Origin of the sequence: Phaeobacter inhibens DSM 16374 (assembly GCF_000473105.1) — a bacterium.
Lineage (GTDB): Bacteria > Pseudomonadota > Alphaproteobacteria > Rhodobacterales > Rhodobacteraceae > Phaeobacter > Phaeobacter inhibens.
Window position 1 is genome coordinate 1617045 of the sequence record NZ_KI421498.1, and the last position, 21882, is coordinate 1638926.

Sequence of the window (21882 nt, forward strand, 5' to 3'; positions counted from 1 at the left end):
TGGGGCGCTGCCCCTAGCGCAGGGAACGCGTCCAGCGGTGTTGGATATCAGCTCCGACCGGACGGACATCAACCAAATCAAAGCGCGGCGCCTCGGCCAATGCGTCCAGCCCGAGGCTGCCGATTGAAGACAAGCCATCGCCGCCGATACCCAGCCCTGCGGTGAACCCGATCAGCTCATCCACCAGATCCTGCGCCAATAGCGAGGCCGCAAGCGCACTCCCCCCCTCGCAGAAGACCCGTGTCAGCCCCGCCTGCCCCAGTTGCTGCAACACGTCGCCCGCATCCAGCTGCAGCCCATCTGCCGCGCAGGGCAGCAAGACCGCCCCCAATCCTTCCCAGGCGCGCAGGCGTTCGGCGTCGGCCCCGGCGCCGTGGCAGATCCAGACCGGAATGTCGCGCGCGCTGCGCGCCAACTGCCCCATCAACGGCAGGTCCAGATGGCGTGAGATCACCACCCGCACCGGTTGGCGCGCCACCCCCAGATCCCGCACCGTCAACGAGGGATCATCCGCCCGGGCGGTGCCGCCGCCTACCATCACCGCATCATGGCGCGCCCGCATGGCATGTACGGCCCGCCGCGCCTCCGACCCGGTGATCCATTTGCTTTCACCCGCAGCGGTGGCAATGCGCCCGTCGAAGCTGCTTGCCAGCTTCAGGGTGACAAAGGGGCGTCCCTGTTCGGTCTTCAGAAAGAACCCGGCATGATCCCACGCCGCCGCATCGGAACAGACCCCGGTGGTGACCGGGATCCCTGCGTCACGCAACATCGCAAACCCGTGGCCTGAGACACGCGGATCGCTATCCTCGATCGCCGCGACGACACGCGCCACGCCAGCATTGATCAGAGCCTGCGCGCAGGGCGGGGTCTTGCCGGTATGAGAGCAAGGTTCGAGCGAGACATAGACCGTTGCACCGCGGGCCAGGTCTCCGGCCTGCTGCAACGCCTGTGGTTCAGCATGGGGGCGACCACCCGGTTGGGTCCACCCACGGCCAACGATGCGTCCGTCGCGCACGATCACGCAGCCCACGGCCGGGTTCGGCCAGCAATTCCCCTGGCCACGCCGCCCCAGCGACAGTGCCAGCGACATGAACCTTGCGTCCTCGGGCCGCGCCCGTTCTGCGGGGCTCACTCTTCTGGCGCCACCGGCGGGCGCAGCTCGTGAACGAAGTCCTCGAAATCGTCCGCCGCCTGGAAATTCTTGTAAACACTGGCAAAACGCACATAGGCGACGGTGTCGATCCGGGCCAGCGCCTCCATCACGATCTCACCAATCTTGCTGGACTGAATATCGGTCTCGCCCATGCTTTCCAGCCGCCGCACGATACCCGAAATCATCTGGTCAATGCGTTCCGGTTCGATGGGGCGCTTCTGCATGGAAATACGGATCGAACGCTCCAGCTTGTCGCGATCGAAATCTTCGCGTTTTCCGTTGGTCTTGATCACAACGAGATCACGCAGCTGCACCCGTTCATAAGTGGTAAACCGTCCGCCGCAGGCCGGGCAGAACCGGCGCCGCCGGATCGAGACATGATCCTCAGCAGGGCGCGAGTCTTTTACTTGGGTGTCGATATTTCCGCAAAACGGGCAGCGCATCAGCTGTCCCCCCTGTTCCAGTCCGCCGGTGAACGGGACGCCGCTGCGTCCTTATCCACAACTATATGGCAGCCTCTAGGGTTTGGGTAGAGGTGAATTACGACCACAAGATGCCGGGGCCTAGACCAGATGCGCGATCACCCTACGGCTGTGTGGTGCGTCGCGATGCTCGAAGAGGTAGATCCCCTGCCAGGTACCCAATGCAGGCCGCCCACCGCTCACCGGGATGGACAGGCTGACCGGCAACAACGCTGCCTTGATATGGGCAGGCATGTCGTCCGGCCCTTCATAGGTGTGGCGCAGATAGGCCATCGACGGATCGGAGGCCGGAGGCACCAAGCGGGACAGATAGGCCAGCAAATCACCCTGTACTTCCGGATCAGCATTTTCCTGGATCAACAGCGAACAGGAGGTGTGCTGCACAAAAAGCGTCAGCAGCCCCTGGCTGTGCCCGCTATCCTGCACCCACGGGGCGATCTGATCGGTTATCTCATACAGCCCCTGCCCACGGGTTGTGACGGTGAACTCTGCCTGCATGACCTCTGACCTTGGTCCTGATTGTCTTGTGCCTCACGCCTCAGTTGCGGCTGCGAAAGGGGAAAATCCAATCCTCGCATTTGCCATAGGCCGCATTGGCGCGGAATGCATATCCCGGCGTCAGGATATCGCCGGTCCAATTGCCGGTAAAGGGCGTCACCCCGGCGGCTGCCGGATCCAGCGTGAAGCGCACGGCAGAGCGCGCGCCGGTTGTGGCGCTGGCGCCGATACCGTCCACGGCGTAGATCTTCGTCTGCCAGGACAGCCCCAGGGATTTGCGCACATAATCTCCGGCGGCACACCAATAGTCGGATTTGAGGGCCCCGGCGCGGCCAGTCACCTCAAACTGGCCGGTCCCGGCTGGCACCACCTCCAGCCGGTTGATGGCGCGAAAGGCAGAGGCAGGTGTCGATAGGGTGACCAGCACCAGCGCGGCCCCCACTATTCCCAGAATGCGCCGTCCGGCTGAGGTGGGGATGGTGCGACCCGCACCTATGCCAAAGCGAGAGGTGAAACGGGAAACAAAACGCATGGGCAACCTCCTGGTCCGGGACCACTGTGCTTCTCAGAAGCGGGTAAAAGCGGTTGTGCATTGGTGGTCAGCCTGCTGAACACTGAGCCGATCCCCGACGCGATAGGCGTTGGTCCGTTTCAGCCAGCTGTCGCCGCGCTCACTTGCGACCGGTGCCAGGGTGAAATGCACGGTGGATTTGCGGTTCACCGCCACCCCCTCACCCAGGCCGCGGGCAACATAGATATCCTGCCCCCAGCCAGCACCCAACGCGCGGCGTGCGTAATCCGCAGCACCACACCAGAACGCCGAACGAACCGCGCCCTGCGGAGGCGCCACCTCGAATTGACCATCAGGCAGCGCAAAAACCCGTGCCCGGTCAGGAGTGACATGGCCCGTGGGCGCCGCATCGGCACAGGCCGAGAGCGCGAGCGTCGCCGCTAGGAGGAATGAAGGTAGTCGCATGATGCCAATCCCTGAATAACTAAAACTGCCGCAGGTCCCGACCGAATGCTTCAGTCCGACCGACCCGGCGTCGCAAAGCCTGCATGAAGGTTCTGAAGTGTGAGATAGGAGGCCACGGACAGGATTCCAGATACAGACGGACGCTGCCAGTCACAACTGATCACATTCATCGGGGTAACGCCACTTTGCCGCGCAACCAAACAGGTGATCACCGCGTTGAGCGGGCAAACAACCATCAGACAGAGGATCTTTTCATGGCTCAGAAAACCTTGTTCATCACCGGCGCCTCCAGCGGCATTGGCGCTGCAACCGCCCGCGCAGCTCATAAGGCAGGCTGGAATGTCGGGCTATTTGCCCGCTCCGAGGACAAATTGAACAGCCTTGCTGAGGAACTGGGTGACGGCGCCTTGGTCCTGCCCGGCGATGCGACGAAATTCGAAGATCAGGTCGCTGCCCTGCAACATCTTCGCGACAGTTTTGGTCAGGTGGACGCCGCTTTTGCCAATGCGGGCACCGGGCTGAACACCCCCGGCACAGAGAAGGGAGATCCGGCTGAATGGCACGATTTGGTGCATATCAACATCATGGCTCTCCTTTACACAGCCAAGGCCGCCCTCCCGCATCTGAAACGTCAGAAGGGCCACATGGTGCTAACCGGCTCGGCAGCCGGGCGAGTGCATATCCCCGGCTCGATCTACGGCGCCTCCAAATGGTTCGTCCATGGTTACGGTGGCAATCTGGCGGAGGAAATGAAGGAATGGGGTGGTCGCTGCACGGTGGTCGCGCCGGGAATGGTGGACACCGCGTTCTTTGACGAGGCCAAGCCCGACAAGTTGAAGCCCGAAGATGTGGCCGATGCCGTAGTCTTTGCGCTGGAGGCTGATCCACGCAACGCCGTGCGCGAAGTGTTCCTGATGCCTACCGGCTGACCTGACTGTCTTCCCACCGTCTTGGTCGCAAGTCATCCGGAGGGGTATCGCACCCCTTCCGGATGATTACAGCAGCACCACAGATGTCCTTGGACATAAGGCGCTGGTTAGTGGCGGCGCTCAGTGGGAAAGGGTATAATTTCAGCGGTTTGCCCTTCGGTCAGGGCCGTTGCCAGCACCTCCAGAACATCCGGATCAGCCGCCTCACCAGCCTCTTGGCCGAAGGCGGCGCAAGCACGATCCATCAGCATGGCGCGGGCAGCTGGTGCATCCAGTTCCTCAAGCAACGCCCGATCCTCGCGCATGATATCCACCAGAAATGCATTCGCTTTGGTCAGCGCGCTGAGCGATCTGAGTTTGTCATCCAACACGGTAAGTGCGTCGTTCAAATTGGAATGATGCGGCATTGGACCCCCTCCGATATCGCGAAATTAACATGTTGGTAACTTAGGTGCTTGCGGGCGGAAAACAATTGTTGACCGTTAGGAATGGTTAACGAACCGACCTGTCCGACATCTCGTCAAGCGCCTCGTATTTCACTCTTCATCCAGTGCAGCCCTGTGGCACGCGCAATAAAAAAGGCGCCCCGGATGGGACGCCTGGTACTCCGTTGCTATGCATCAGTGCTACTGATCCAAGAAGGAACGCAGTTTGCGCGAACGGCTCGGATGCTTCAGCTTTCTGAGCGCCTTGGCCTCGATCTGACGGATCCGTTCACGGGTTACGCTGAACTGCTGGCCAACTTCCTCCAGCGTGTGGTCGGTATTCATCCCGATACCAAACCGCATCCGCAAAACCCGTTCTTCACGCGGGGTGAGTGAGGCCAGAACCCGGGTTGTGGTTTCCTTGAGGTTTTCCTGAATGGCGCTATCCAAGGGCAGCACCGCATTCTTGTCCTCAATGAAATCGCCCAGCTGGCTGTCTTCCTCGTCCCCAATCGGGGTTTCGAGAGAGATCGGCTCCTTGGCGATCTTCATCACCTTGCGAACCTTCTCCAGCGGCATCTGCAGCTTTTCAGCCAGTTCTTCCGGAGTCGGCTCGCGGCCGATTTCATGCAGCATCTGGCGACCGGTGCGGACCAGCTTGTTGATCGTCTCGATCATGTGGACCGGAATACGGATGGTCCGCGCCTGATCCGCGATGGAGCGGGTGATCGCCTGGCGGATCCACCAGGTCGCATAGGTCGAGAACTTATAACCGCGACGGTATTCGAATTTATCCACCGCCTTCATCAGGCCGATGTTGCCTTCCTGAATGAGGTCAAGGAACTGCAGACCACGGTTGGTGTATTTCTTGGCGATGGAAATCACGAGACGCAGGTTTGCCTCGACCATTTCCTTCTTGGCCTGACGGGCCTCTTTTTCGCCCTTCTGAACCTGCTGCACGATGCGGCGGAATTCAGAGATATCAAGACCCACATATTGACCAACTTGCGCCATATCAGCGCGCAGCTCTTCAACCTTCTCGGTCGACCGTTCGACAAACATCTGCCAACCGCGCCCGGGCTTTTCGCCCATCTCGGCCAGCCAGTTCGGGTCCAGCTCGCGACCGCGATAGGCCTCGACGAACTCACGACGGTTGATACGGGCCTGATCAGCCAACTTCACCATGGAGCTGTCGATCGACATGACGCGACGGTTGATCCCATAAAGCTGATCAATCAGCGCTTCGATCCGGTTGTTGTGCAGGTGCAACTCGTTCACCAGCAGCACGATTTCAGAGCGCAGGGACTGGTAGACCTGCTCGTCGCGCGCGCTGAAGGAGCCATCCTCGTTCAGGGTGGCCGAAATCCGGCTGTCCTGCATCTCGCTCAGCTGTGCATAGTCCGAGGAGATCTGCTCCAGAGTGGTCAGGACCTTGTCCTTCAGCGCCGCTTCCATCGCAGCGAGGGACATATTGGCCTGATCGTCCTCGTCGTCGTCATCGTCCTGCGCAATCGGGTTGCCGTCTGCATCCAGCTCGGGACCGGTTTCCTTGGCGGCGGGCTTGTTCGCGGCCACGGCGGAGGTATCCACCACCGGCTCGCTCACCTCGCCATCCTCATCCAGCTGATTGCCGAATGTCGCCTCAAGGTCGATCACATCGCGTAACAGAATGTCTTCGGACAGAAGTTCATCATGCCAGATGGTGATTGCCTGGAAGGTCAGCGGGCTCTCGCAGAGGCCTGCAATCATCGTGTTGCGACCGGCCTCGATCCGCTTGGCGATGGCGATCTCGCCCTCGCGGCTCAGCAGTTCGACAGATCCCATCTCGCGCAGATACATCCGCACGGGGTCATCGGTGCGGTCCAGCTTCTCAGCTGCCGCCCCGGCCACCGCCACTTCGCGGTTGCTCTCGGTGGTCACCAGTTCGGTCGAGCCTTTCTGCTCTTCCTCTTCGGCTTCCTCATCCTCGATGATGTTGATGCCCATTTCGGAGAGCATGGACATCACATCCTCGATCTGCTCCGAACTTACCTGATCCGGCGGCAGGACCTGATTGAGCTGATCATAGGTGATGTAGCCCTTCTCACGCGCTTCGGCGATCATCTTCTTGACCTGAGTCTGGCTCATGTCGAGAGAGATTTCGGGCTCCTGATCGTCAGGTTTGCGGTCGTCGGTATCTTTGGCGGCCATTCAATGCTCCTCGTAGGGGCTGGGGCGATTCGGTTTCGCGAATCATTATCGCGATCCGCTGATTCGTCACCCGGTTTACCCGTTTTTCTTTCGCTCTTCCTTAGCAAAACGACTCACTGCGGCGCAGCGGTCACTTCTTGGAGTAGCCAATTCGTTCCAAAAGGGCGCCGAAAGCGTCACGTTCCTCACGGTTCAGACGCGCTCCGTTCTCCCCAACATCATATTGCGCACGATCTTCATTCTCGCTGCGCACGGCCTTGTTGCGGGCTTCTGCCGCCTGCCCCAGTCGCCATGTCACGGCTTCATCTGCCAGTCCGTCCAGATCCTCTTCCGCCTCAGCCAGCTCGGCATCCAGACCGCGGCTCGCCTCCAGTTTGGCAAACTCCTCCGCCAGGGTCAGACTGGCCACCTCAACGTCACCGGGTCGCCGCAGACAGGGGCTGATTGCCACATGGCGAAGCGCAAAGAGGTTTTCAAGAGCATGTGCCCCGGCAGCCGCAGCTATTTCTTCTTTCAGCCGTTCCGGTGCATCAATGCCATGGCGCAGCACCAGATCACGCAGCAGCGCGTGATCCGATCCGATACAGGCCATGCGTTCCAGATTGACCTCATATTTGGCGACGACGGCCGGGGTGGTGATCACCGTGGCCAGTATCACCGCCTCGCGCACCCGCGCCAGTGACTCTTCGCTGCCACCGGCCAGCAGAGAGTTACGCGTGGTTTCCAGCGGCTGCGGTGGGGCGTTCTTGCCCCGCCAGGGCATCCGCGTACCATCACGAAACCCGCTGCTCTTGCGCGATTTACCAGCGGCATAGCCGCCTTGTTTGCCTGAATAGCCCTGGCTACCGGATGTGTCTGGCCGACCTGCTGGCACACCAGCAGGCGCCGGCCCGTTATCGTAAGGTCCGGCGTCATAACCCGGATCAAATCCCGGATCGTAGCCCGCTGTATCATACCCGGGATCATATCCGGCGTCGTAATCTGCACCGAAACCAGGATCATCTGCCGGCCTGCCCCCCGGATCAAAACCGGCATCAGGCGCGGCATCAAAGCCAAGATCCAGACCCGATCCGGCTGCCTCCTCCCGCGGGCGCCCTCCCCGAAACAATTCCCAGCGCAGATCCTGCAAATCCTCACCATAGTGGCGGCGGATCGAAGGGTCACGGATCAGTCGGACCTTGTCGCGCAGCGCCTTGTCCAGCGCGGCCTTGCGTTCCGGGCTGTCAAACACCTTGCCTTCGGTTTCGCGCTGCCAGAGCAGCCGTACCATGGGCATCGCCTGATCCAGCACCGCTTGCACGGCCTCGCGCCCTTCGGCGCGGATCAGATCATCCGGGTCCTTGCCCTCTGGCATCAGCGCAAAGCGCAGGGATTTTCCGGCTTCCAGCAACGGCAGAGCCAGATCAATCAACCGCATCGCCGCACGCAGGCCTGCGGTGTCACCATCCAGCGCAATGATCGGCTCATCGGCGATCCGCCATAGCATCTGCAACTGGTTTTCAGTGATCGCGGTACCCAGAGGCGCCACCGACGCCTCAAAGCCACCCTCGGCAAGCGCGATCACATCCATGTAACCTTCGGCGACCAAAAGCTGGCCAGATTTCCCCGATGCGGTGCGCGCAGGCCCGTGATTGTAAAGGCTGCGCCCTTTGTCAAACAGCGCCGTCTCCGGCGAGTTCAGATATTTCGCATTGTCACGCGGATCCATTGCACGCCCGCCAAAGGCAATCGCCCGCCCCCGCGCATCGCGGATGGGAAACATGATCCGGTTACGGAACGTATCGTAGGGTTTGCCCCCTTTGTTGGAAGGCTTGGCAAGGCCCGCCCCCATGATCAGCTCTTCCGGCACCCCTTTGCCACGCAACGCATCCCAGAGATTCTGCCACCCTTCCGGAGCGAAGCCGATCTCCCAGCGTTCCAGCGCCGGGCCGCTCAGCCCACGCCGCATCAGATAGCTGCGCGCGCCTTCCCCGGCCCGCGTGTTGAGCTGCAGGCGAAAAAATCGCACAGCCTGCTCCATGACCTCGGCCAGCTGGGCCCGGTGATCCTGTTTCTGCTGCGCCCTCGGATCACGGGCGGGCATCTCCATCCCCGCCTCCTGCGCCAGGATCTGCACCGCCTCCATAAACCCGACGTTTTCGGTTTCCTGCACAAACTTCAGCGCGTCCCCTTTGGCGTGGCAGCCAAAGCAGTAGTAGAACCCTTTGCGGTCATCGACGTGAAAGCTGGCGGATTTCTCATGGTGAAACGGGCAAGGTGCCCACATGTCGCCCTTGCCCTGGTTCGATTTGCGCTGATCCCACATGACCTTGCGCCCGACAACCTGCGTGAGGCTGACGCGGGTGCGCAATTCGTCAAGGAAACCGGGGGGAAGCGACATCTCAGTTGCTCTGCAGCTGCTTTTTCATCTTCTGGATCTGATCCCAGTTTTCCAGGCACTGCTGTTCCATCAATTCCCCGAGATCCGTATCGCGCAGATCACGTTTGCGCAGGCTGTAGACATGGGCCGTCAGCTGCGGAATGGCCTTGCTGTACTGGTCAGGCCAGCTGGGGTCGCTGTCCAGAATCGTCTGGCCGACGTCCGCCTGCTTCACCCGGTCCAGCCGCGCCTGTTGCACCGCCGCCATGACCTGCCCTTGATACTTGCAGCTTTTTTCTTTCTTTTCAGCCGCATAGACTGGCGTTGCCAGCAATGCCGCGACAAGGGCAAGACGGATCATACAGATGACTCCCGGAATCAGTTGGTGATCCAGAGAGATTACCCCCGTGCCGCGACAGCTTCCATCGCTGTTTTCAGATCATCCACAAGTGTCTCCGCCATGGACCGGAACACCATGATCTGCAGGGTCTTTGGCCCCAGCCGCGTGATGGACGCCGCCATGTGTTTCAACTCACAGCGAGCTGTGTGGCCGCGTTTGAACACACTTGGCCGCAGATCCACCGGGCACAGCCGCGCCAGCACCGCATCTCCCTGCGCTCCCTCCAGCCGGACCACCGCCCAACCATCGCTCTGATCGGTAAGCGCAGCATGCTCTGCCAGCGCAGGATCCGGGCGGGTCCCGCTCAGCAGTGCCATCTCGCGGCCAAACCAGATAATCCGCGCGCCCGCTTTGGCATGGCTGCGGTTCGGCGCCGGCCAGCGCAGCCCGTGGGCTGCCTCCAGGGCAGCCGACAGCGCAGCCACCTGCCCCGCATAGGGCGCCAGCGTCGTCATCCCTTCACCCGGCGCTTCCGTCAAAGACAGCTCCCCGACCTCCAGGGGCAACAATCCGGCACAGGGGGTTTTTACGCGTAACTCAACCACGGGCACGCTCCCCTTCCGGGTCAAAGAACACTGGCTCCACAATCTCGCAAAGCGTATCCAGACCCGCGGTGTGATCTACCATACGAATGGGATCACCAATCCTGTCAGGGCCAGCCTTAATCAGCGCCAGACCAATCATATGACCCAGCGTCGGCGCATAGCAGACGGAGGTCACATAGCCCTGATCATGCGCCCGCGTGACCGGATCCTCCGGATCAAAGAGATGCGCCCCGGCGGTCAGCTGCTGCACCGCGCCGGTAGGTTTGATCCCCACCAGCCGCATTCGGGTCTTGTCGACCAACCCCTCGCGCAATGCCATATCGCGACCGACGCAGGATTTGCCAGAACGCAAAATCCCGCCGAACCCCAGATCATGCAGCGTGGCCGTGCCGTTGATCTCCGCATGGGTCAGAAACCCTTTCTCAATCCGCAAGACGTTCAGGGCTTCCAACCCGTAGGCCCCACCGCCCAGCCCCTCGGCCCGGCGCAGCAACTCGCCAAACAGGCTCTCACCGTAGCGCGCCGGCACCGCCAGTTCATAAGCTTCCTCACCGGAGAACGAGATCCGAAACAGCCGCGCGGAAACCTCGCCCAGCGCAATCTCACCACAGGCCATGAACGGCCAATCAGCGGGTTCAAAGGCCGTGCCCAACAGCTCCTGCAACAAGGTGCGCGCCTTAGGGCCTGCGACGGAAAACTGCGCCCATTGCTCGGTGACCGAATTGATCCGCACATCCCAATCCGGGTGCAACGCCTGCGTCACGAACTCCAGATGCGCCATCACCTGCCCGGCAGCAGCGGTTGTTGTGGTCATCACATAGTGGTTCGGCGCAAGACAGGCCGTTGTGCCGTCATCCATGACAAAGCCATCTTCGCGCAGCATCAAACCATAGCGCACCCGACCGGGTTTCAGCTTGGCAAAACCATTGGCATAAACAAAGTCCAGCAGCCGCGCCGCATCCGGCCCCTGAATATCAATCTTGCCGAGGGTGGAGACATCCGCGACCCCCACCGCATTGCGCACATACCCAACCTCGCGGTCACAGGACTGCCGCCAATGGGTCTCGCCGGGTTTGGGAAAATAGCTGGCCCGATACCAAAGCCCAACCTCCATCATATGGGCGCCCATATCCTCCGCCAGCCGATGCGACGTCAGCAACCGCCGGGGCGCAAAGCCCTGATCCTCTGCCCCTGCCCCCATCACGCCAATCGGCACTGGCACATAGGGCGGGCGAAAGGTGGTGGTGCCCGTCTCAGGGATACTGCGCCCCGTGGCCTCCGCCAGAACCGCCAGCGCCACCACATTTGAGCTTTTTCCCTGATCCGTGGCCATACCTTGGGTCGTGTAGCGTTTCATATGCTCAACCGAGCGGAAGTTCTCGCGCCCAGCCTGACAGATGTCCTTGACCGTGACATCATTCTGAAAATCAACCCAGGCCCGCCCCCGCCCCGGCACCGACCACAGCGGGGAAATGCGATATTCCGCCTGCTCGGCCTCAGGCAGCTCTGCCGCAACAGCCCGCTTGCCCAATGCCTCTAATGCTCGCGCGCCGGCTTCTGCCCCATCTTGCAAGACCGCCATGGTGGTGAAGCGCCCGCGACAGGCCCCCACGGCCTCCAGCCCAGGAACCGCACCGTCCTGCGGCACAAAACACGCAAGGTCCCGCCGCCAGCGGGGCCGTCCGTTTAGATGGCAGGTCAGATGCAACGTCGGGTTCCAACCACCGGACATGGCCAGACAGTCCGTCTGCAACTTCTCCTCTCCCGATACCGATCGCAGGGTCAGGCTCTCCAACCGTTGACGGCCAGAGGCATTGCAGACCTGCGCCCCCCGGATCACCCGAAAAGCATCACTCTGAGGTGCGTCATGGCGGCTGTCGATCACCGCTGCAACATGCACCCCGGCCGCAACAAGATCCCGCGCGGTGCGGTGGGCATCATCGTTGTTGGCAAACACGGTCACCCGTTCCCCCGGCGCCACCCCCCAACGATTGAGGTAACTGCGCACAGCCCCGGCCATCATGATCCCCGGCCGGTCATTATTGGCAAAGGCCACGGGTCGCTCCAATGCGCCTGCGGCAAGGATCGCGCGTTTTGCAACCAGCCGCCAGAAACAAGCGCGCGCGGGTTTGCCGCTACCGGCAGGTACTGTCTCAAGCGCGCCGTAGGTGCCCTGATCGTAAACACCTGTCACGCTCGTGCGCGCCATACGGCGCACATTGTCCAGACTGTCCAGCTCTGCCAGCGTGGCCGCAACCCACTGCTGCGCCGGGTTTCCATTGATGATCTCTTGTTCGCTGAGCAATCGACCGCCGGGCTGACTATCCTCGTCGCACAGGATCACATCCGCCCCGCCCCGCGCCGCCGTAAGTGCCGCCATCAGCCCCGCAGGTCCGGCGCCGATCACCAAGAGATCGCAGAACCCATAGGCCTTTTCATAGATCCCATCATCCGGCGCGCCAGACAATGCGCCCAGCCCCGCCGCACGGCGAATGACCGGCTCATAAATCTTTTCCCAGAACGCTGCAGGCCACATAAAGGTCTTGTAGTAAAACCCCGCGCCCAGAAACGGTGCGGCCAGATCGTTCACCGCCATCACGTCAAAACCAACCGACGGCCAGCAATTCTGACTGCGCGCCGCCAGTCCTTCATAAAGCGGCAGCGTGGTGGCCCTCAGATTGGGCTCCTGTGCTGCCCCCTCTCCCACGGTGACCAACGCGTTGGGTTCTTCACTGCCAGCAGTCAGGATGCCGCGTGGGCGGTGATATTTGAACGACCGCCCCACCAGATGAATGTCATTGGCCAGCAGGGCTGCCGCCAGCGGCTCCCCTTCCCGCCCGGTCAGGGCGCGCCCATTGAAGGAAAAGCCGACCTCGCGCGTATCGGACCTCCCCGCCCATCCTGCGATCCGCATCACAGATCCTCCTGCGCAGATGCCAGCTGCACCGCGAGCATCTCGTGACTGGACGTGTCGCGCCGCACCCGGATCCAGCTGCCGCAGCCTTGCTGGTGATACCACCATTCCTCAACCGGACCGGCGGGATTGTCCCGCAGATGGACATGGGCATGCCAGGCCTCAAGGCTGCCGCCCTCTGCAGGTGCCTCCAGCGCGGCACCCCGGTAATAGAACTCGCGCCGATCGCGCTCACCACATAGGGGGCAGGTAATCCTCATGGCCGACGCCCTTTCACCTTTCCAAAAATACTCATATCCACCGCTGCGGCAATCGCAGGCGCAAATTCGGCACTGCAGCGATCAATGCAGATTATGCTGCGCACCGGTCGCCTCCTCATCCATTAGGCCATGGCCAGTTTCGAACCGCTCCAGCCGGAATGCCGCCGCGGCCTCATGTGGACGGTCCGTGGCGATCAGATGGGCATAACACTGCCCAGAGGCAGGCGTTGCCTTGAATCCGCCATAGCACCAGCCCGCATTGAGATAGAGCCCCTCAATCGATGTCCGGTCTATGATGGGCGAGCCATCCGGTGTCATATCCATAATGCCGCCCCAGCTGCGCAACAGCCGTGCCTTGCCGATGGCGGGCAGCATCGCCATACAGGCCTCCATTGTGTGCTCCACCATCGGCAGGTTCCCCCGCGCCGCATAAGAAGTGTAGAGATCAAGGTAGCTGCCAAAGACCAAACCGCCCTTGTCCGACTGGCTGATATACAAATGCCCCTCCGCAAAGGTGATGACATGATCAATGATCGGCTTCAGCCCTTCTGAAACAAACGCCTGCAAAACATGGCTCTCAATCGGCAGGGTCAGACCAGCCATGGCCGCCACCTGACTGGACCGCCCGGCGGCGGCCATAGCGACCTTGCCCGCGCGGATCAGACCACGGGAGGTCTCAACCCCGATGACCTTGCCACCCTCAGTCCGAATGCCGGTCACCTCACAGTTCTGCAGGATATCAACACCGCGCTGATCCGCCCCCCGTGCAAACCCCCAGGCCACCGCATCATGGCGCGCCGTGCCCGCCCGGCGCTGTAGTAGCGCCCCCTGGATAGGAAACCGGTTGTTGTCATAGTTCAGCAGCGGCGCCATCTCGCGCAGTTGGTCGCGGGATAGAATCTCGGCATCATCGCCCTGATTGATGATCGCATTCGCCCGCCGCACGGCGCTGTCACGCTGCGCATCATTGTGAAAAACGTTCAAAATCCCGCGCTGCGACATCATCGCGTTGTAATTCAGATCCTGTTCCAGCCCCTCCCACAGCTTCAGGGAATGGGAGTAGAACTCAGAGTTGCCCGGCAAATAATAATTCGCCCGAACGATGGTGGTGTTGCGCCCCACATTGCCGCCGCCGATATAGCCACGCTCCAGCACGGCGATATTGGTCATGCCGTGATCCCTGGCTAAATAATAGGCGGTCGCCAGCCCATGACCACCGCCGCCGATGATCACCGCATCATATTCGGGTTTTGGATCCGGGTCGCGCCAATGGCCCTGCCAGCCCCGATTGCCCGTCAGCCCTTCGCGCAACACACGCCAGCCAGAAAATCGCATCCCCGCCCCCTTGGTCTTTTACCCGGCGATCAGACGCGGGCCTTTGCCCCGACCAACTGCCCTGGTGTCGTCGCGTGCCAGTCTGACCGGAACGCCACTGGGATACCAGCCCCGTGCAGATCAGCCGCCCGTTATCAGCAGCATATTCAGGACACATATGTCTAGTACTGAAAGCGACGCAGACCACCAGCACCGGGTCGCGTTCACCCCAAAATCACCCGCGCAGGCTACTAAAACGAAAAAAGAGGCGGGACATGCCGCCTCTTTTCTTATGTATGACCCAAAAGGGCTGCCTTGAATAAGGTCAAAGCCCCTTGGCACGGTAACTCTTGGCAACCTTGTCAATGGACACCAGATAAGCGGCTGTACGCAGATCAGTCACGTCATTGCGGCCGTGCCAGACCTCCCGCATCGACTGATAAGCCGTGCGCATGGTGTCATCCAGACCGGAGCGCACCAGCTCCAGCTCATCAGCGCCTCGCAGGTAGCGTTCGGTGAACTTGGGGTTCAGCGTCCAGGTCTTGCCCAGGCTTTCAGACAGGGCCTCCAGCTCATCCACAACCAGCTGATGACGCGCCTCTTCCTGGCGGCGTTGCATCCGGCCAAAGCGGATGTGGCTGAGGTTTTTGACCCACTCAAAGTAGGAGACCGTCACACCGCCCGCGTTGGCGTACATGTCAGGAATGATTACAGTCCCTTTGTCGCGCAGGATCTCATCCGCGCCCGCAGTGACGGGGCCATTTGCCGCCTCAATGATCAGGCGCGCTTTGATGTTGGCTGCATTGGTGAGGTTGATCACCCCCTCCAGAGCCGCCGGGATCAGGATGTCGCAATCCTCTTCCAACAGCAGCGCGCCATTTTCAACATACCGCGCATCCGGATAGCCCGTCACGCCGCCGTTGTTGGCGATCCACTGGAACACCGCTTCGATATCGAGACCATTTTCGTCGATCAGACCACCGTCGCGCTCGATCACAGCGGTGATCTTGGCGCCGTCTTCCGACATCAGGAATTTGGCCGCGTGGTAGCCCACATTGCCGAGGCCCTGAACGATCACCCGTTTGCCGTCCAGTTTGCCGTCCATATTGGCAGCCGCCACATCCTCCGGATTGCGGAAGAATTCGCGCAGAGCATACTGCACGCCGCGACCCGTCGCCTCGACCCGGCCAGCGATACCGCCCGCGTTCAGCGGTTTGCCGGTGACACAGGCCTTGGCGTTGATATCCGTGGTGTTCATCCGCGCATATTGGTCTGCGATCCAGGCCATCTCGCGTTCGCCAGTGCCCATATCGGGGGCTGGAACGTTCTGAGAGGGGTTGATCAGGTCGCGCTTGGCCAGTTCATAGGCAAAACGGCGTGTGATCAGCTCCAGCTCGTGCTCTTCGTACTGGCGCGGATCAATGCACAGCCCGCCCTTGGAGCCACCAAAAGGCGCCTCAACCAGCGCACATTTATAGGTCATCAGCGCCGCCAGCGCCTCAACCTCATCCTGATTCACGCCCATCGCATAGCGGATGCCGCCCTTCACAGGCTCCATATGTTCGGAATGCACCGAACGATACCCGGTGAAGGTCTGAATCCCCCCACGCAGGCGCACGCCAAAGCGCACGGTATAGGTCGCGTTGCAAACCCTGATCTTCTCTTCCAGACCCGGTGGCAGGTCCATCAGGGACACCGCCCTGTTGAACATCAGGTCCACACTCTGGCGAAAACTGGGTTCTGTTGCACTGCTCATCGGCTGTACTCCGTGCTTCTGCGTCGACTCAGTGAGATAGTGTCCGGACACTATGACTCTTGGATTAAGAAGGTGCGACCTTTTTGACCATTCCCGAGCAAAAAGAATCAATATTAGGCAAATTGAGGGCATGCGGCATTTGACTGAGTCGCCACGTTTGGCAGGTCGCTTCCGATTTGTTGACGCGCACTGAACAACCCGCGCGCGCGCGCCACATTACCGTTAAAATCAAGGACAATGCGCGCGATTTGGTCCGGTATACGCCCCAATTCCGCCACCTTCATAAAGCATTAATATGTGTGAAATTCCATTTCTGATGGCGCTGTGCCGGGGGGTTAAGCGGCTGGGGGTTCGACACATGACTATGCGTTCTGACAAGATATCCATCGCGGCCCGACAGGCCTGCCTGACCGCCTGCATTCGCAGCGGGGCGCAGCTGCGCGCTTTCCGGCAGGATGACTCGGGCGTACTGCTGAAACCCATGGTGGGCTTCCTGCTGTCAATGCTGGCCGTCGGCGGGATTGGCGTTGATCTGATGCGTATGGAACGGGACCGTACCATCCTGCAGTATACCCTTGACCGCGCAGTTCTGGCGGCTGCCGATCTCGACCAGCCACTGCCTCCTGCAGCGGTGGTTCAGGACTATCTCAGCAAGGCGGGGCTCAATAAATACTACACGCCCCCGGTGGCTGAAACCGGGCTCGGGTTCAAAAAGGTGCAAAGCACCATCGACACCACATTTGAAACCCACATGCTCAAATTCTCCAGCGGGCAGGACATGCCGCTCTATGCGACCTCCCGCGCCGAAGAGAGTATCGACGGGCTGGAGATCTCATTGGTGCTGGATGTCTCCGGATCGATGGGCAGCAACAGCCGCCTGGCCAATCTCAAGGTCGCGGCAAAAGATTTCGTCGACACGATGATCGCCAATACCATCGACAACAAGATGTCGATCTCCATCATCCCCTACGCCACACAGGTCAGCCTGCCGACCGAGTTGATGGATCAGTACAACACCACGGATGAGCACGCCTATTCCAACTGCGTGAATTTTGTCGGCAGCCATTTTCAGACCACCGCCCTGTCCACCACCCAGGAACTGGACCGGACGATGCACTTCAGCGTTTGGTCCGGCAGTGACTACCGCGCCAGCGCAAACCCGCTGGACAGCCCGACCTGTGAAGACAGTGCCAACCGTGAAATTCTGCCTTTCCAGAAGGATGCAAACACACTCAAAGGCTTCATCGACGGCCTTCAGGCAGAAGGCAACACATCGATCGATGTTGGCATGAAATGGGGCACTGCCCTGCTCGACCCAAGTGCGCGTCCCGCCATCAGCGCGCTGGCATCGGGCGGCGGCGCCATGGTGCCTGCAACGTTCAACAATCGCCCTGCGGCCTTCAATGACCACGAAACGGTCAAGGTTATCGTGCTGATGACCGACGGCAAGAATACCAACCAGTACTATGTCGAGTCCGACCACCGCGAAGGATCCTCCGACGTCTGGTACAACTCTGCCGCCACCGGATCGAACCCGCGCTACTCGCTCTATGATCCGCAACGCGACAAATACTGGTGGGACCGCATGAACCGCTGGGAAGATCACGCCTACGGTCAGGGCAGCTATCGCAAATGCGGCAGCTACAGCTGCTGGTGGCAGGATGAGCAGGGAGAGCCTGAGAATGTCAAACGCCTGAGCTGGGGTGAGCTGTTCGGTGAAACCTCGCTGAAATATCTCTACAAGTACCTCTATGGCGATTGGATGGGCCAGTCCTCGGCGCGCAGCGTCTGGTACTACGGCGTCTATGACTACTGGAACACCAGCACCAAGGACGCCCGCACCCGCGCGGTCTGCAACGCCGCCAAAAACCAGGGCATCGTTGTCTACACCATTGGGTTTGAGGCACCCAGCAGCGGCACTGCGGTGTTGAAGGATTGTGCCAGCTCGGATGCTCATCATTTTGATGTGCGCGGGCTTGAGATCCGCGACGCCTTTGCCTCGATCGCGACGTCGATCCGCCAGCTGAGGCTGACGCAATGACTCGCCGCAACCAACATCAAAAGGCCAGTCGGCTACGCCGCGCCCTGCGCCTGTTCCGCAAGCGCGAGGATGGCAACGCCACGGTTGAATTCGCCATCGTGATCCCCGCCTTTCTGTTTCTGCTGATGAACACAGTGGAACTGGGCATGATCACCATCCAGCAATCCATGCTGGAACGGGCACTGGATCAGACCGTGCGCGGCCTGCGCCTCTCAACCGGCGTTCCAAAACAGCACAATGAGATCCGCGACGAGGTTTGCCGCCGCTCTGGGTTTATCCGCAACTGCGGCACGTCACTGCGGCTCGAAATGGTACAGGTTGATCCTTATGCCTGGACGCCGGTTGACCCGGTTCCCGACTGCATCAACCGGGTTGAGGACGTGCAGCCCGTGCGCAATTTTGTCACCGGCGACTCCAACGAGCTAATGTTCATCCGCGCCTGCATGGCCATGAAACCCGTGTTCCCCCATTGGGGCCTGGCTGACGATATGGACAATGATGCCGACGGCCGGATCCGCCTCTATGCGACCTCAGCCTTTGTTCAGGAGCCCCGGTAAGCCATGTTGACCCGTATCCGCACCCTGTTCTACCGCTACCGACGCGAAACCGATGGCTCGGTCTCGGTTGAGTTTGCCTTCTACATGCCGCTGCTGCTTGGCGTCTTTGCAGCAATCTACACCTATTTTGATGCTTTCCGTCAGGAAGGGGTCAATCTGAAAGCGGCTTATACCATCTCGGACCTGATCTCGCGCGAGACCTCCACCCTGAATGAGGATTACATCGACAGCATGCATGATCTGGCCAAGCTGCTGATCCGCGTCGACTCCTCTATTTCTCTCAGGATCTCGGTGATCCGCTGGGATGAGGACGATAACCGCTACTATGTGGACTGGTCCAAGGTGCGTGGCGGCAAATTCACCGAATGGCAGGACGGCAACATTCAGGAGGTCAAGGATGATCTGCCGACCATGCCGGATCAGGAGCGGGTGATTCTGGTGGAAACCAAGAACGATATCGACCCGGCCTTCAACGTTGGCCTGCCAGATATGGACATCCAGAATTTCGTCTTCACCCGCCCGCGTTTCGCACCGCAAGTGAAGTTTGAAGGTCAAGACAGCGGTGGCGGTGACCACAATGACAACAGTGGCGCCACGGACTAGGCCTGCTGCTCAACCAACAAAGGCACCTCCGACGTCGGTGGCGCCTTTTACCATTCGAAAATACAGATGCCGCCTTAGCTCTGCGACTGCCCCGCCTCACGCCGTGCAATCATGATCGCCAGGATTTCCGCCATGGATTTGCTCTGCGCACCCGGCGTGACGCCCCCAATGCCAATCCGATGCCCCAGTCGCCACCAAAGCCCCGGCCGCCAGCTGCGCGCACCCTTGGTGGCTGTTCGGATCAGAAAGCCGTTCGACGGTTTGAACGCAAACACCCCACGATCCACCGCAACAACATCCGCCACCTCGGCTATCACTGCCCCGTCGGAACTGCGCAGCACCTCTTCGGTCAGTTCAATCCGCAACGCGGTAGCCTGCCACAGACGCATGGCCAGCCACAGGCAAAACCCACCAATGGCCAGCAGGAACACCAGCCAATGGGGGGCTGGCGGTTTGGCCAGTGCCACATAGATTGCCAGCGCCCCGACCACGATCAGCATCACCGCTGCCAGCACCCGCCGCGGCGCGGAGGCATCAACAGTTGCCAAAATCTCATCCTTCGTCTCGCCCGATCCAGCCCTCTGGCCCATCACCCGTGTCCTCACCCTGTTCTTCCGCCCCGGTCATTACCACGGAGCTGGTCCCGGCGGATGTAGCCTGATTGCACCAAAGGGCATAGCCCCCTGTTGTCACGGTCTCCCGGAATGAGGCTCGCACGGGCGCCTCATGTGCATTTTCGCACATCAGCAGTTAACCGGGGAGCCTTTCCGACACACTCGCACAGACCTATCTATGAGGTCGTACACAGCAACCGGAGACCTGCCATGTCGATCCGTCCCATTCTCGAAACCCGTCCCGCCACACCCGCGCTGGAAGGTGCAGGCGTCAAGCTGCACCGCGCCTTCGGGTTTCACGACCCGAGCGAGCTGGACCCCTTCCTGCTGTTCGACGACTTCCGCAATGACCGCGCCGAAGATTTCGAAGCCGGTTTTCCCTGGCATCCCCACCGGGGGATCGAGACCATCACCTATGTGTTGGACGGTACCGTTCACCATGGCGACTCTCTGGGCAACAATGGAACATTGGGCGCCGGCGACGTGCAGTGGATGACCGCCGGATCGGGCATCCTGCATCAAGAGATGCCAAAAGGGAATGCCAAAGGCCAGATGCATGGTTTTCAGCTCTGGGGCAACCTGCCCGCCAGCCAAAAGATGACCGCCCCGCGCTATCAGGACATCACCGCCAAGGACATTCCCGAGGTAATTGACGACGACGGCACCCGGGTGAAGGTCATTGTTGGTGATTTCTGGGGGAAGCGTGGTCCCGTCGACGGCATCGCCGCCGATCCGCAATATCTGGATGTCTCCGTCCCGCCCGGTGTGAAAAAGACCTTTCGCATCGACACATACCGGCGCGCTTTTGCATATGTCTTTGCCGGTCAGGGTGCCTTTGTCGATGCTGCAACGCCGCAGGGTGTGCTGCTGGAGAAAGAGGTCGCGGGCGAGGAACTGCACATCCGCGATATGTCCGGCGATCGTACGCTGGTCCGGTTTGGCACCGGTGAAGAAATCACCGTACAGGCTGGCCCGGAGGGGGTTCGCTTCCTGCTGATCTCAGGCGCCCCGATTGAGGAACCTGTCGCCTGGCATGGCCCGATTGTCATGAACACACAGGATGAGTTGCGGCAGGCCTTCAGGGATCTGCGCAATGGTCAGTTTATCCGGCCCGCCCACTAGATCCGCCTCAGACTGCCCGCTTGGTGCCGCGTTGCAGCGCGGCACCGACCCTCAAGGGGGGGCAGGCACATAGGGTCAGGCGCGCACGGATTTCTGTACCATGTCCCAATAAATTGCCTCGACCTCGTCCAGCGACAGACGCCCGCCGCTGCGGTACCAGGTCATCACACCGTTCAGCATCGCAATCACCGCCAGAGTTGCGATTTTGGTGTCGGGGATATGGAACACGCCCAGCCGCACCCCGTCTTTCAGGATCGTTTCCAGCGCATTCTCATATTCGCGACGCAGGGACTCGATAGCCGTGAAATTGTCTTCCGACAGGTTCCGCAACTCCATATAGGCAATGAAAACCGCGTCGGGTCGTTCCAGATGGAAGCGGATGTGAAACCGGGTAAAGGCTTCAAGCCGTGCCAGAACGTGATCTTCGGCACTGCCAGCAGACACAGTCTGATCCGGGTCCCGCAGATCCTGCCAGGCCTGCAACAACTCCGTCATATGACCTTCCATCAGGCTGAACAGCAGGCTCTGCTTGTCAGGGGTATAGTTATAGAGCGCACCGGCCTGCACCCCGACCTCGGATGCGATCTGGCGCATTGAGACCGCCGCATAGCCATGTTGGGCAAACAGCTTCAGCGCCGCAGCGCGGATGCGCGGACCGGTGATATCGGAATGTGAACCTTGGGTACGTGCCATCTCTCCATTTTATATGAACATTCGTTCATATAAAAGCCCCGCTTGTGCCTT

General features: G+C 60.6%; 21 protein-coding genes. 5 read left to right on the plus strand and 16 right to left on the minus strand.

Features of this window, described 5'->3' with window-relative positions; genetic code table 11:
- Positions 1 to 13 precede the first annotated feature (13 nt).
- The 5 genes from ribD to INHI_RS0111480 form a co-directional block, all read right to left on the minus strand.
- On the minus strand, positions 14 to 1132 hold the full coding sequence (gene ribD / locus INHI_RS0111460; protein ID WP_367834106.1) for a bifunctional diaminohydroxyphosphoribosylaminopyrimidine deaminase/5-amino-6-(5-phosphoribosylamino)uracil reductase RibD: 1119 nt from the start codon (positions 1130 to 1132) through the stop codon (positions 14 to 16).
- The gene (gene nrdR / locus INHI_RS0111465) at positions 1129 to 1596 is read right to left on the minus strand and encodes a transcriptional regulator NrdR (protein ID WP_014873994.1); all 468 of its coding nucleotides are present in this window, start codon (positions 1594 to 1596) and stop codon (positions 1129 to 1131) included. The genes ribD and nrdR overlap by 4 nt, the downstream gene beginning before the upstream one ends.
- Positions 1597 to 1716: 120 nt before the next feature.
- A complete protein-coding gene (locus INHI_RS0111470; protein WP_014879473.1) occupies positions 1717 to 2133 on the minus strand; it encodes a secondary thiamine-phosphate synthase enzyme YjbQ in 417 nt (138 codons plus the stop codon).
- A gap of 40 nt (positions 2134 to 2173) precedes the next feature.
- Entirely contained in the window at positions 2174 to 2665 is a 492-nt protein-coding gene (locus INHI_RS0111475; RefSeq protein ID WP_014879472.1) for a hypothetical protein, read from the minus strand.
- 33 nt (positions 2666 to 2698) lie between these two features.
- Positions 2699 to 3109, minus strand: a complete 411-nt coding sequence (locus INHI_RS0111480) for a hypothetical protein (protein ID WP_014879471.1) — start codon at positions 3107 to 3109, stop codon at positions 2699 to 2701.
- Positions 3110 to 3363: 254 nt separating this feature from the next.
- Here INHI_RS0111480 and INHI_RS0111485 point away from each other — a divergent pair, with 254 nt between their 5' ends.
- Positions 3364 to 4038, plus strand: coding sequence for an SDR family oxidoreductase (locus tag INHI_RS0111485; RefSeq protein ID WP_014879470.1), 675 nt, complete (start codon positions 3364 to 3366; stop codon positions 4036 to 4038).
- A gap of 107 nt (positions 4039 to 4145) precedes the next feature.
- Here INHI_RS0111485 and INHI_RS0111490 read toward each other — a convergent pair whose 3' ends face one another.
- The 9 genes from INHI_RS0111490 to INHI_RS0111530 form a co-directional block, all read right to left on the minus strand.
- Entirely contained in the window at positions 4146 to 4445 is a 300-nt protein-coding gene (locus INHI_RS0111490; protein WP_014879469.1) for a hypothetical protein, read from the minus strand.
- Between the two features lie 219 nt (positions 4446 to 4664).
- Complete coding sequence (rpoD, locus tag INHI_RS0111495; RefSeq protein ID WP_014873988.1) at positions 4665 to 6653, minus strand: RNA polymerase sigma factor RpoD; 1989 nt, start codon at positions 6651 to 6653, stop codon at positions 4665 to 4667.
- Between the two features lie 130 nt (positions 6654 to 6783).
- Positions 6784 to 9033 carry a DNA primase gene (dnaG, locus tag INHI_RS0111500; protein WP_027247719.1) on the minus strand — a complete coding sequence of 750 codons (2250 nt, stop codon included), beginning with the start codon at positions 9031 to 9033 and terminating at the stop codon, positions 6784 to 6786.
- Between the two features lies 1 nt (position 9034).
- The gene (locus tag INHI_RS0111505) at positions 9035 to 9373 is read right to left on the minus strand and encodes a hypothetical protein (protein WP_027247720.1); all 339 of its coding nucleotides are present in this window, start codon (positions 9371 to 9373) and stop codon (positions 9035 to 9037) included.
- Positions 9374 to 9411: 38 nt separating this feature from the next.
- Positions 9412 to 9957 carry a sarcosine oxidase subunit gamma gene (locus INHI_RS0111510; protein WP_027247721.1) on the minus strand — a complete coding sequence of 182 codons (546 nt, stop codon included), beginning with the start codon at positions 9955 to 9957 and terminating at the stop codon, positions 9412 to 9414.
- Complete coding sequence (locus INHI_RS0111515; protein ID WP_027247722.1) at positions 9950 to 12871, minus strand: sarcosine oxidase subunit alpha family protein; 2922 nt, start codon at positions 12869 to 12871, stop codon at positions 9950 to 9952. Before INHI_RS0111515 ends, INHI_RS0111510 begins: the two co-directional genes overlap by 8 nt.
- Positions 12871 to 13131, minus strand: coding sequence for a sarcosine oxidase subunit delta (locus tag INHI_RS0111520; RefSeq protein ID WP_014873983.1), 261 nt, complete (start codon positions 13129 to 13131; stop codon positions 12871 to 12873). Before INHI_RS0111520 ends, INHI_RS0111515 begins: the two co-directional genes overlap by 1 nt.
- An 81-nt stretch (positions 13132 to 13212) precedes the next feature.
- Complete coding sequence (locus INHI_RS0111525; protein WP_027247723.1) at positions 13213 to 14466, minus strand: sarcosine oxidase subunit beta family protein; 1254 nt, start codon at positions 14464 to 14466, stop codon at positions 13213 to 13215.
- Between the two features lie 304 nt (positions 14467 to 14770).
- Positions 14771 to 16201, minus strand: coding sequence for a Glu/Leu/Phe/Val family dehydrogenase (locus tag INHI_RS0111530; protein WP_014879461.1), 1431 nt, complete (start codon positions 16199 to 16201; stop codon positions 14771 to 14773).
- 358 nt (positions 16202 to 16559) lie between these two features.
- Here INHI_RS0111530 and INHI_RS0111540 point away from each other — a divergent pair, with 358 nt between their 5' ends.
- Genes INHI_RS0111540 through INHI_RS0111550 form a run of 3 tightly spaced genes read left to right on the plus strand, consistent with a single transcriptional unit; the run spans position 16560 to position 19402 of the window.
- Positions 16560 to 18242: a TadE/TadG family type IV pilus assembly protein gene (locus INHI_RS0111540; RefSeq protein ID WP_014879459.1), complete on the plus strand. Its 1683-nt coding sequence runs from the start codon at positions 16560 to 16562 to the stop codon at positions 18240 to 18242.
- Positions 18239 to 18799, plus strand: a complete 561-nt coding sequence (locus tag INHI_RS0111545) for a TadE/TadG family type IV pilus assembly protein (RefSeq protein ID WP_014873979.1) — start codon at positions 18239 to 18241, stop codon at positions 18797 to 18799. The genes INHI_RS0111540 and INHI_RS0111545 overlap by 4 nt, the downstream gene beginning before the upstream one ends.
- 3 nt (positions 18800 to 18802) lie before the next feature.
- On the plus strand, positions 18803 to 19402 hold the full coding sequence (locus INHI_RS0111550) for a TadE/TadG family type IV pilus assembly protein (RefSeq protein WP_014873978.1): 600 nt from the start codon (positions 18803 to 18805) through the stop codon (positions 19400 to 19402).
- A 74-nt stretch (positions 19403 to 19476) separates the two neighbouring features.
- Here the strand turns inward: INHI_RS0111550 and INHI_RS0111555 are convergent, their stop codons facing one another.
- Positions 19477 to 19992 carry a hypothetical protein gene (locus INHI_RS0111555; RefSeq protein ID WP_027247724.1) on the minus strand — a complete coding sequence of 172 codons (516 nt, stop codon included), beginning with the start codon at positions 19990 to 19992 and terminating at the stop codon, positions 19477 to 19479.
- 234 nt (positions 19993 to 20226) lie between these two features.
- Here INHI_RS0111555 and INHI_RS0111560 point away from each other — a divergent pair, with 234 nt between their 5' ends.
- Positions 20227 to 21138 carry a pirin family protein gene (locus INHI_RS0111560; RefSeq protein WP_027247725.1) on the plus strand — a complete coding sequence of 304 codons (912 nt, stop codon included), beginning with the start codon at positions 20227 to 20229 and terminating at the stop codon, positions 21136 to 21138.
- Between the two features lie 75 nt (positions 21139 to 21213).
- On the opposite strand, the gene INHI_RS0111565 is transcribed toward INHI_RS0111560, so the two are convergent.
- Positions 21214 to 21831 carry a TetR/AcrR family transcriptional regulator gene (locus tag INHI_RS0111565; protein WP_027247726.1) on the minus strand — a complete coding sequence of 206 codons (618 nt, stop codon included), beginning with the start codon at positions 21829 to 21831 and terminating at the stop codon, positions 21214 to 21216.
- Positions 21832 to 21882: the final 51 nt, after the last annotated feature.

Coding starts and splice junctions, on each gene's coding strand:
- nrdR (WP_014873994.1), bottom strand. CDS start 1,596: ATGCGCTGCCCGTTTTGCGGAAATATCGACACCCAAGTAAAAGACTCG.
- INHI_RS0111470 (WP_014879473.1), bottom strand. CDS start 2,133: ATGCAGGCAGAGTTCACCGTCACAACCCGTGGGCAGGGGCTGTATGAG.
- INHI_RS0111475 (WP_014879472.1), bottom strand. CDS start 2,665: ATGCGTTTTGTTTCCCGTTTCACCTCTCGCTTTGGCATAGGTGCGGGT.
- INHI_RS0111480 (WP_014879471.1), bottom strand. CDS start 3,109: ATGCGACTACCTTCATTCCTCCTAGCGGCGACGCTCGCGCTCTCGGCC.
- INHI_RS0111485 (WP_014879470.1), top strand. CDS start 3,364: ATGGCTCAGAAAACCTTGTTCATCACCGGCGCCTCCAGCGGCATTGGC.
- INHI_RS0111490 (WP_014879469.1), bottom strand. CDS start 4,445: ATGCCGCATCATTCCAATTTGAACGACGCACTTACCGTGTTGGATGAC.
- rpoD (WP_014873988.1), bottom strand. CDS start 6,653: ATGGCCGCCAAAGATACCGACGACCGCAAACCTGACGATCAGGAGCCC.
- dnaG (WP_027247719.1), bottom strand. CDS start 9,033: ATGTCGCTTCCCCCCGGTTTCCTTGACGAATTGCGCACCCGCGTCAGC.
- INHI_RS0111505 (WP_027247720.1), bottom strand. CDS start 9,373: ATGATCCGTCTTGCCCTTGTCGCGGCATTGCTGGCAACGCCAGTCTAT.
- INHI_RS0111515 (WP_027247722.1), bottom strand. CDS start 12,871: ATGCGGATCGCAGGATGGGCGGGGAGGTCCGATACGCGCGAGGTCGGC.
- INHI_RS0111520 (WP_014873983.1), bottom strand. CDS start 13,131: ATGAGGATTACCTGCCCCCTATGTGGTGAGCGCGATCGGCGCGAGTTC.
- INHI_RS0111525 (WP_027247723.1), bottom strand. CDS start 14,466: ATGCGATTTTCTGGCTGGCGTGTGTTGCGCGAAGGGCTGACGGGCAAT.
- INHI_RS0111530 (WP_014879461.1), bottom strand. CDS start 16,201: ATGAGCAGTGCAACAGAACCCAGTTTTCGCCAGAGTGTGGACCTGATG.
- INHI_RS0111540 (WP_014879459.1), top strand. CDS start 16,560: ATGACTATGCGTTCTGACAAGATATCCATCGCGGCCCGACAGGCCTGC.
- INHI_RS0111545 (WP_014873979.1), top strand. CDS start 18,239: ATGACTCGCCGCAACCAACATCAAAAGGCCAGTCGGCTACGCCGCGCC.
- INHI_RS0111550 (WP_014873978.1), top strand. CDS start 18,803: ATGTTGACCCGTATCCGCACCCTGTTCTACCGCTACCGACGCGAAACC.
- INHI_RS0111555 (WP_027247724.1), bottom strand. CDS start 19,992: ATGGGCCAGAGGGCTGGATCGGGCGAGACGAAGGATGAGATTTTGGCA.
- INHI_RS0111560 (WP_027247725.1), top strand. CDS start 20,227: ATGTCGATCCGTCCCATTCTCGAAACCCGTCCCGCCACACCCGCGCTG.
- INHI_RS0111565 (WP_027247726.1), bottom strand. CDS start 21,831: ATGGCACGTACCCAAGGTTCACATTCCGATATCACCGGTCCGCGCATC.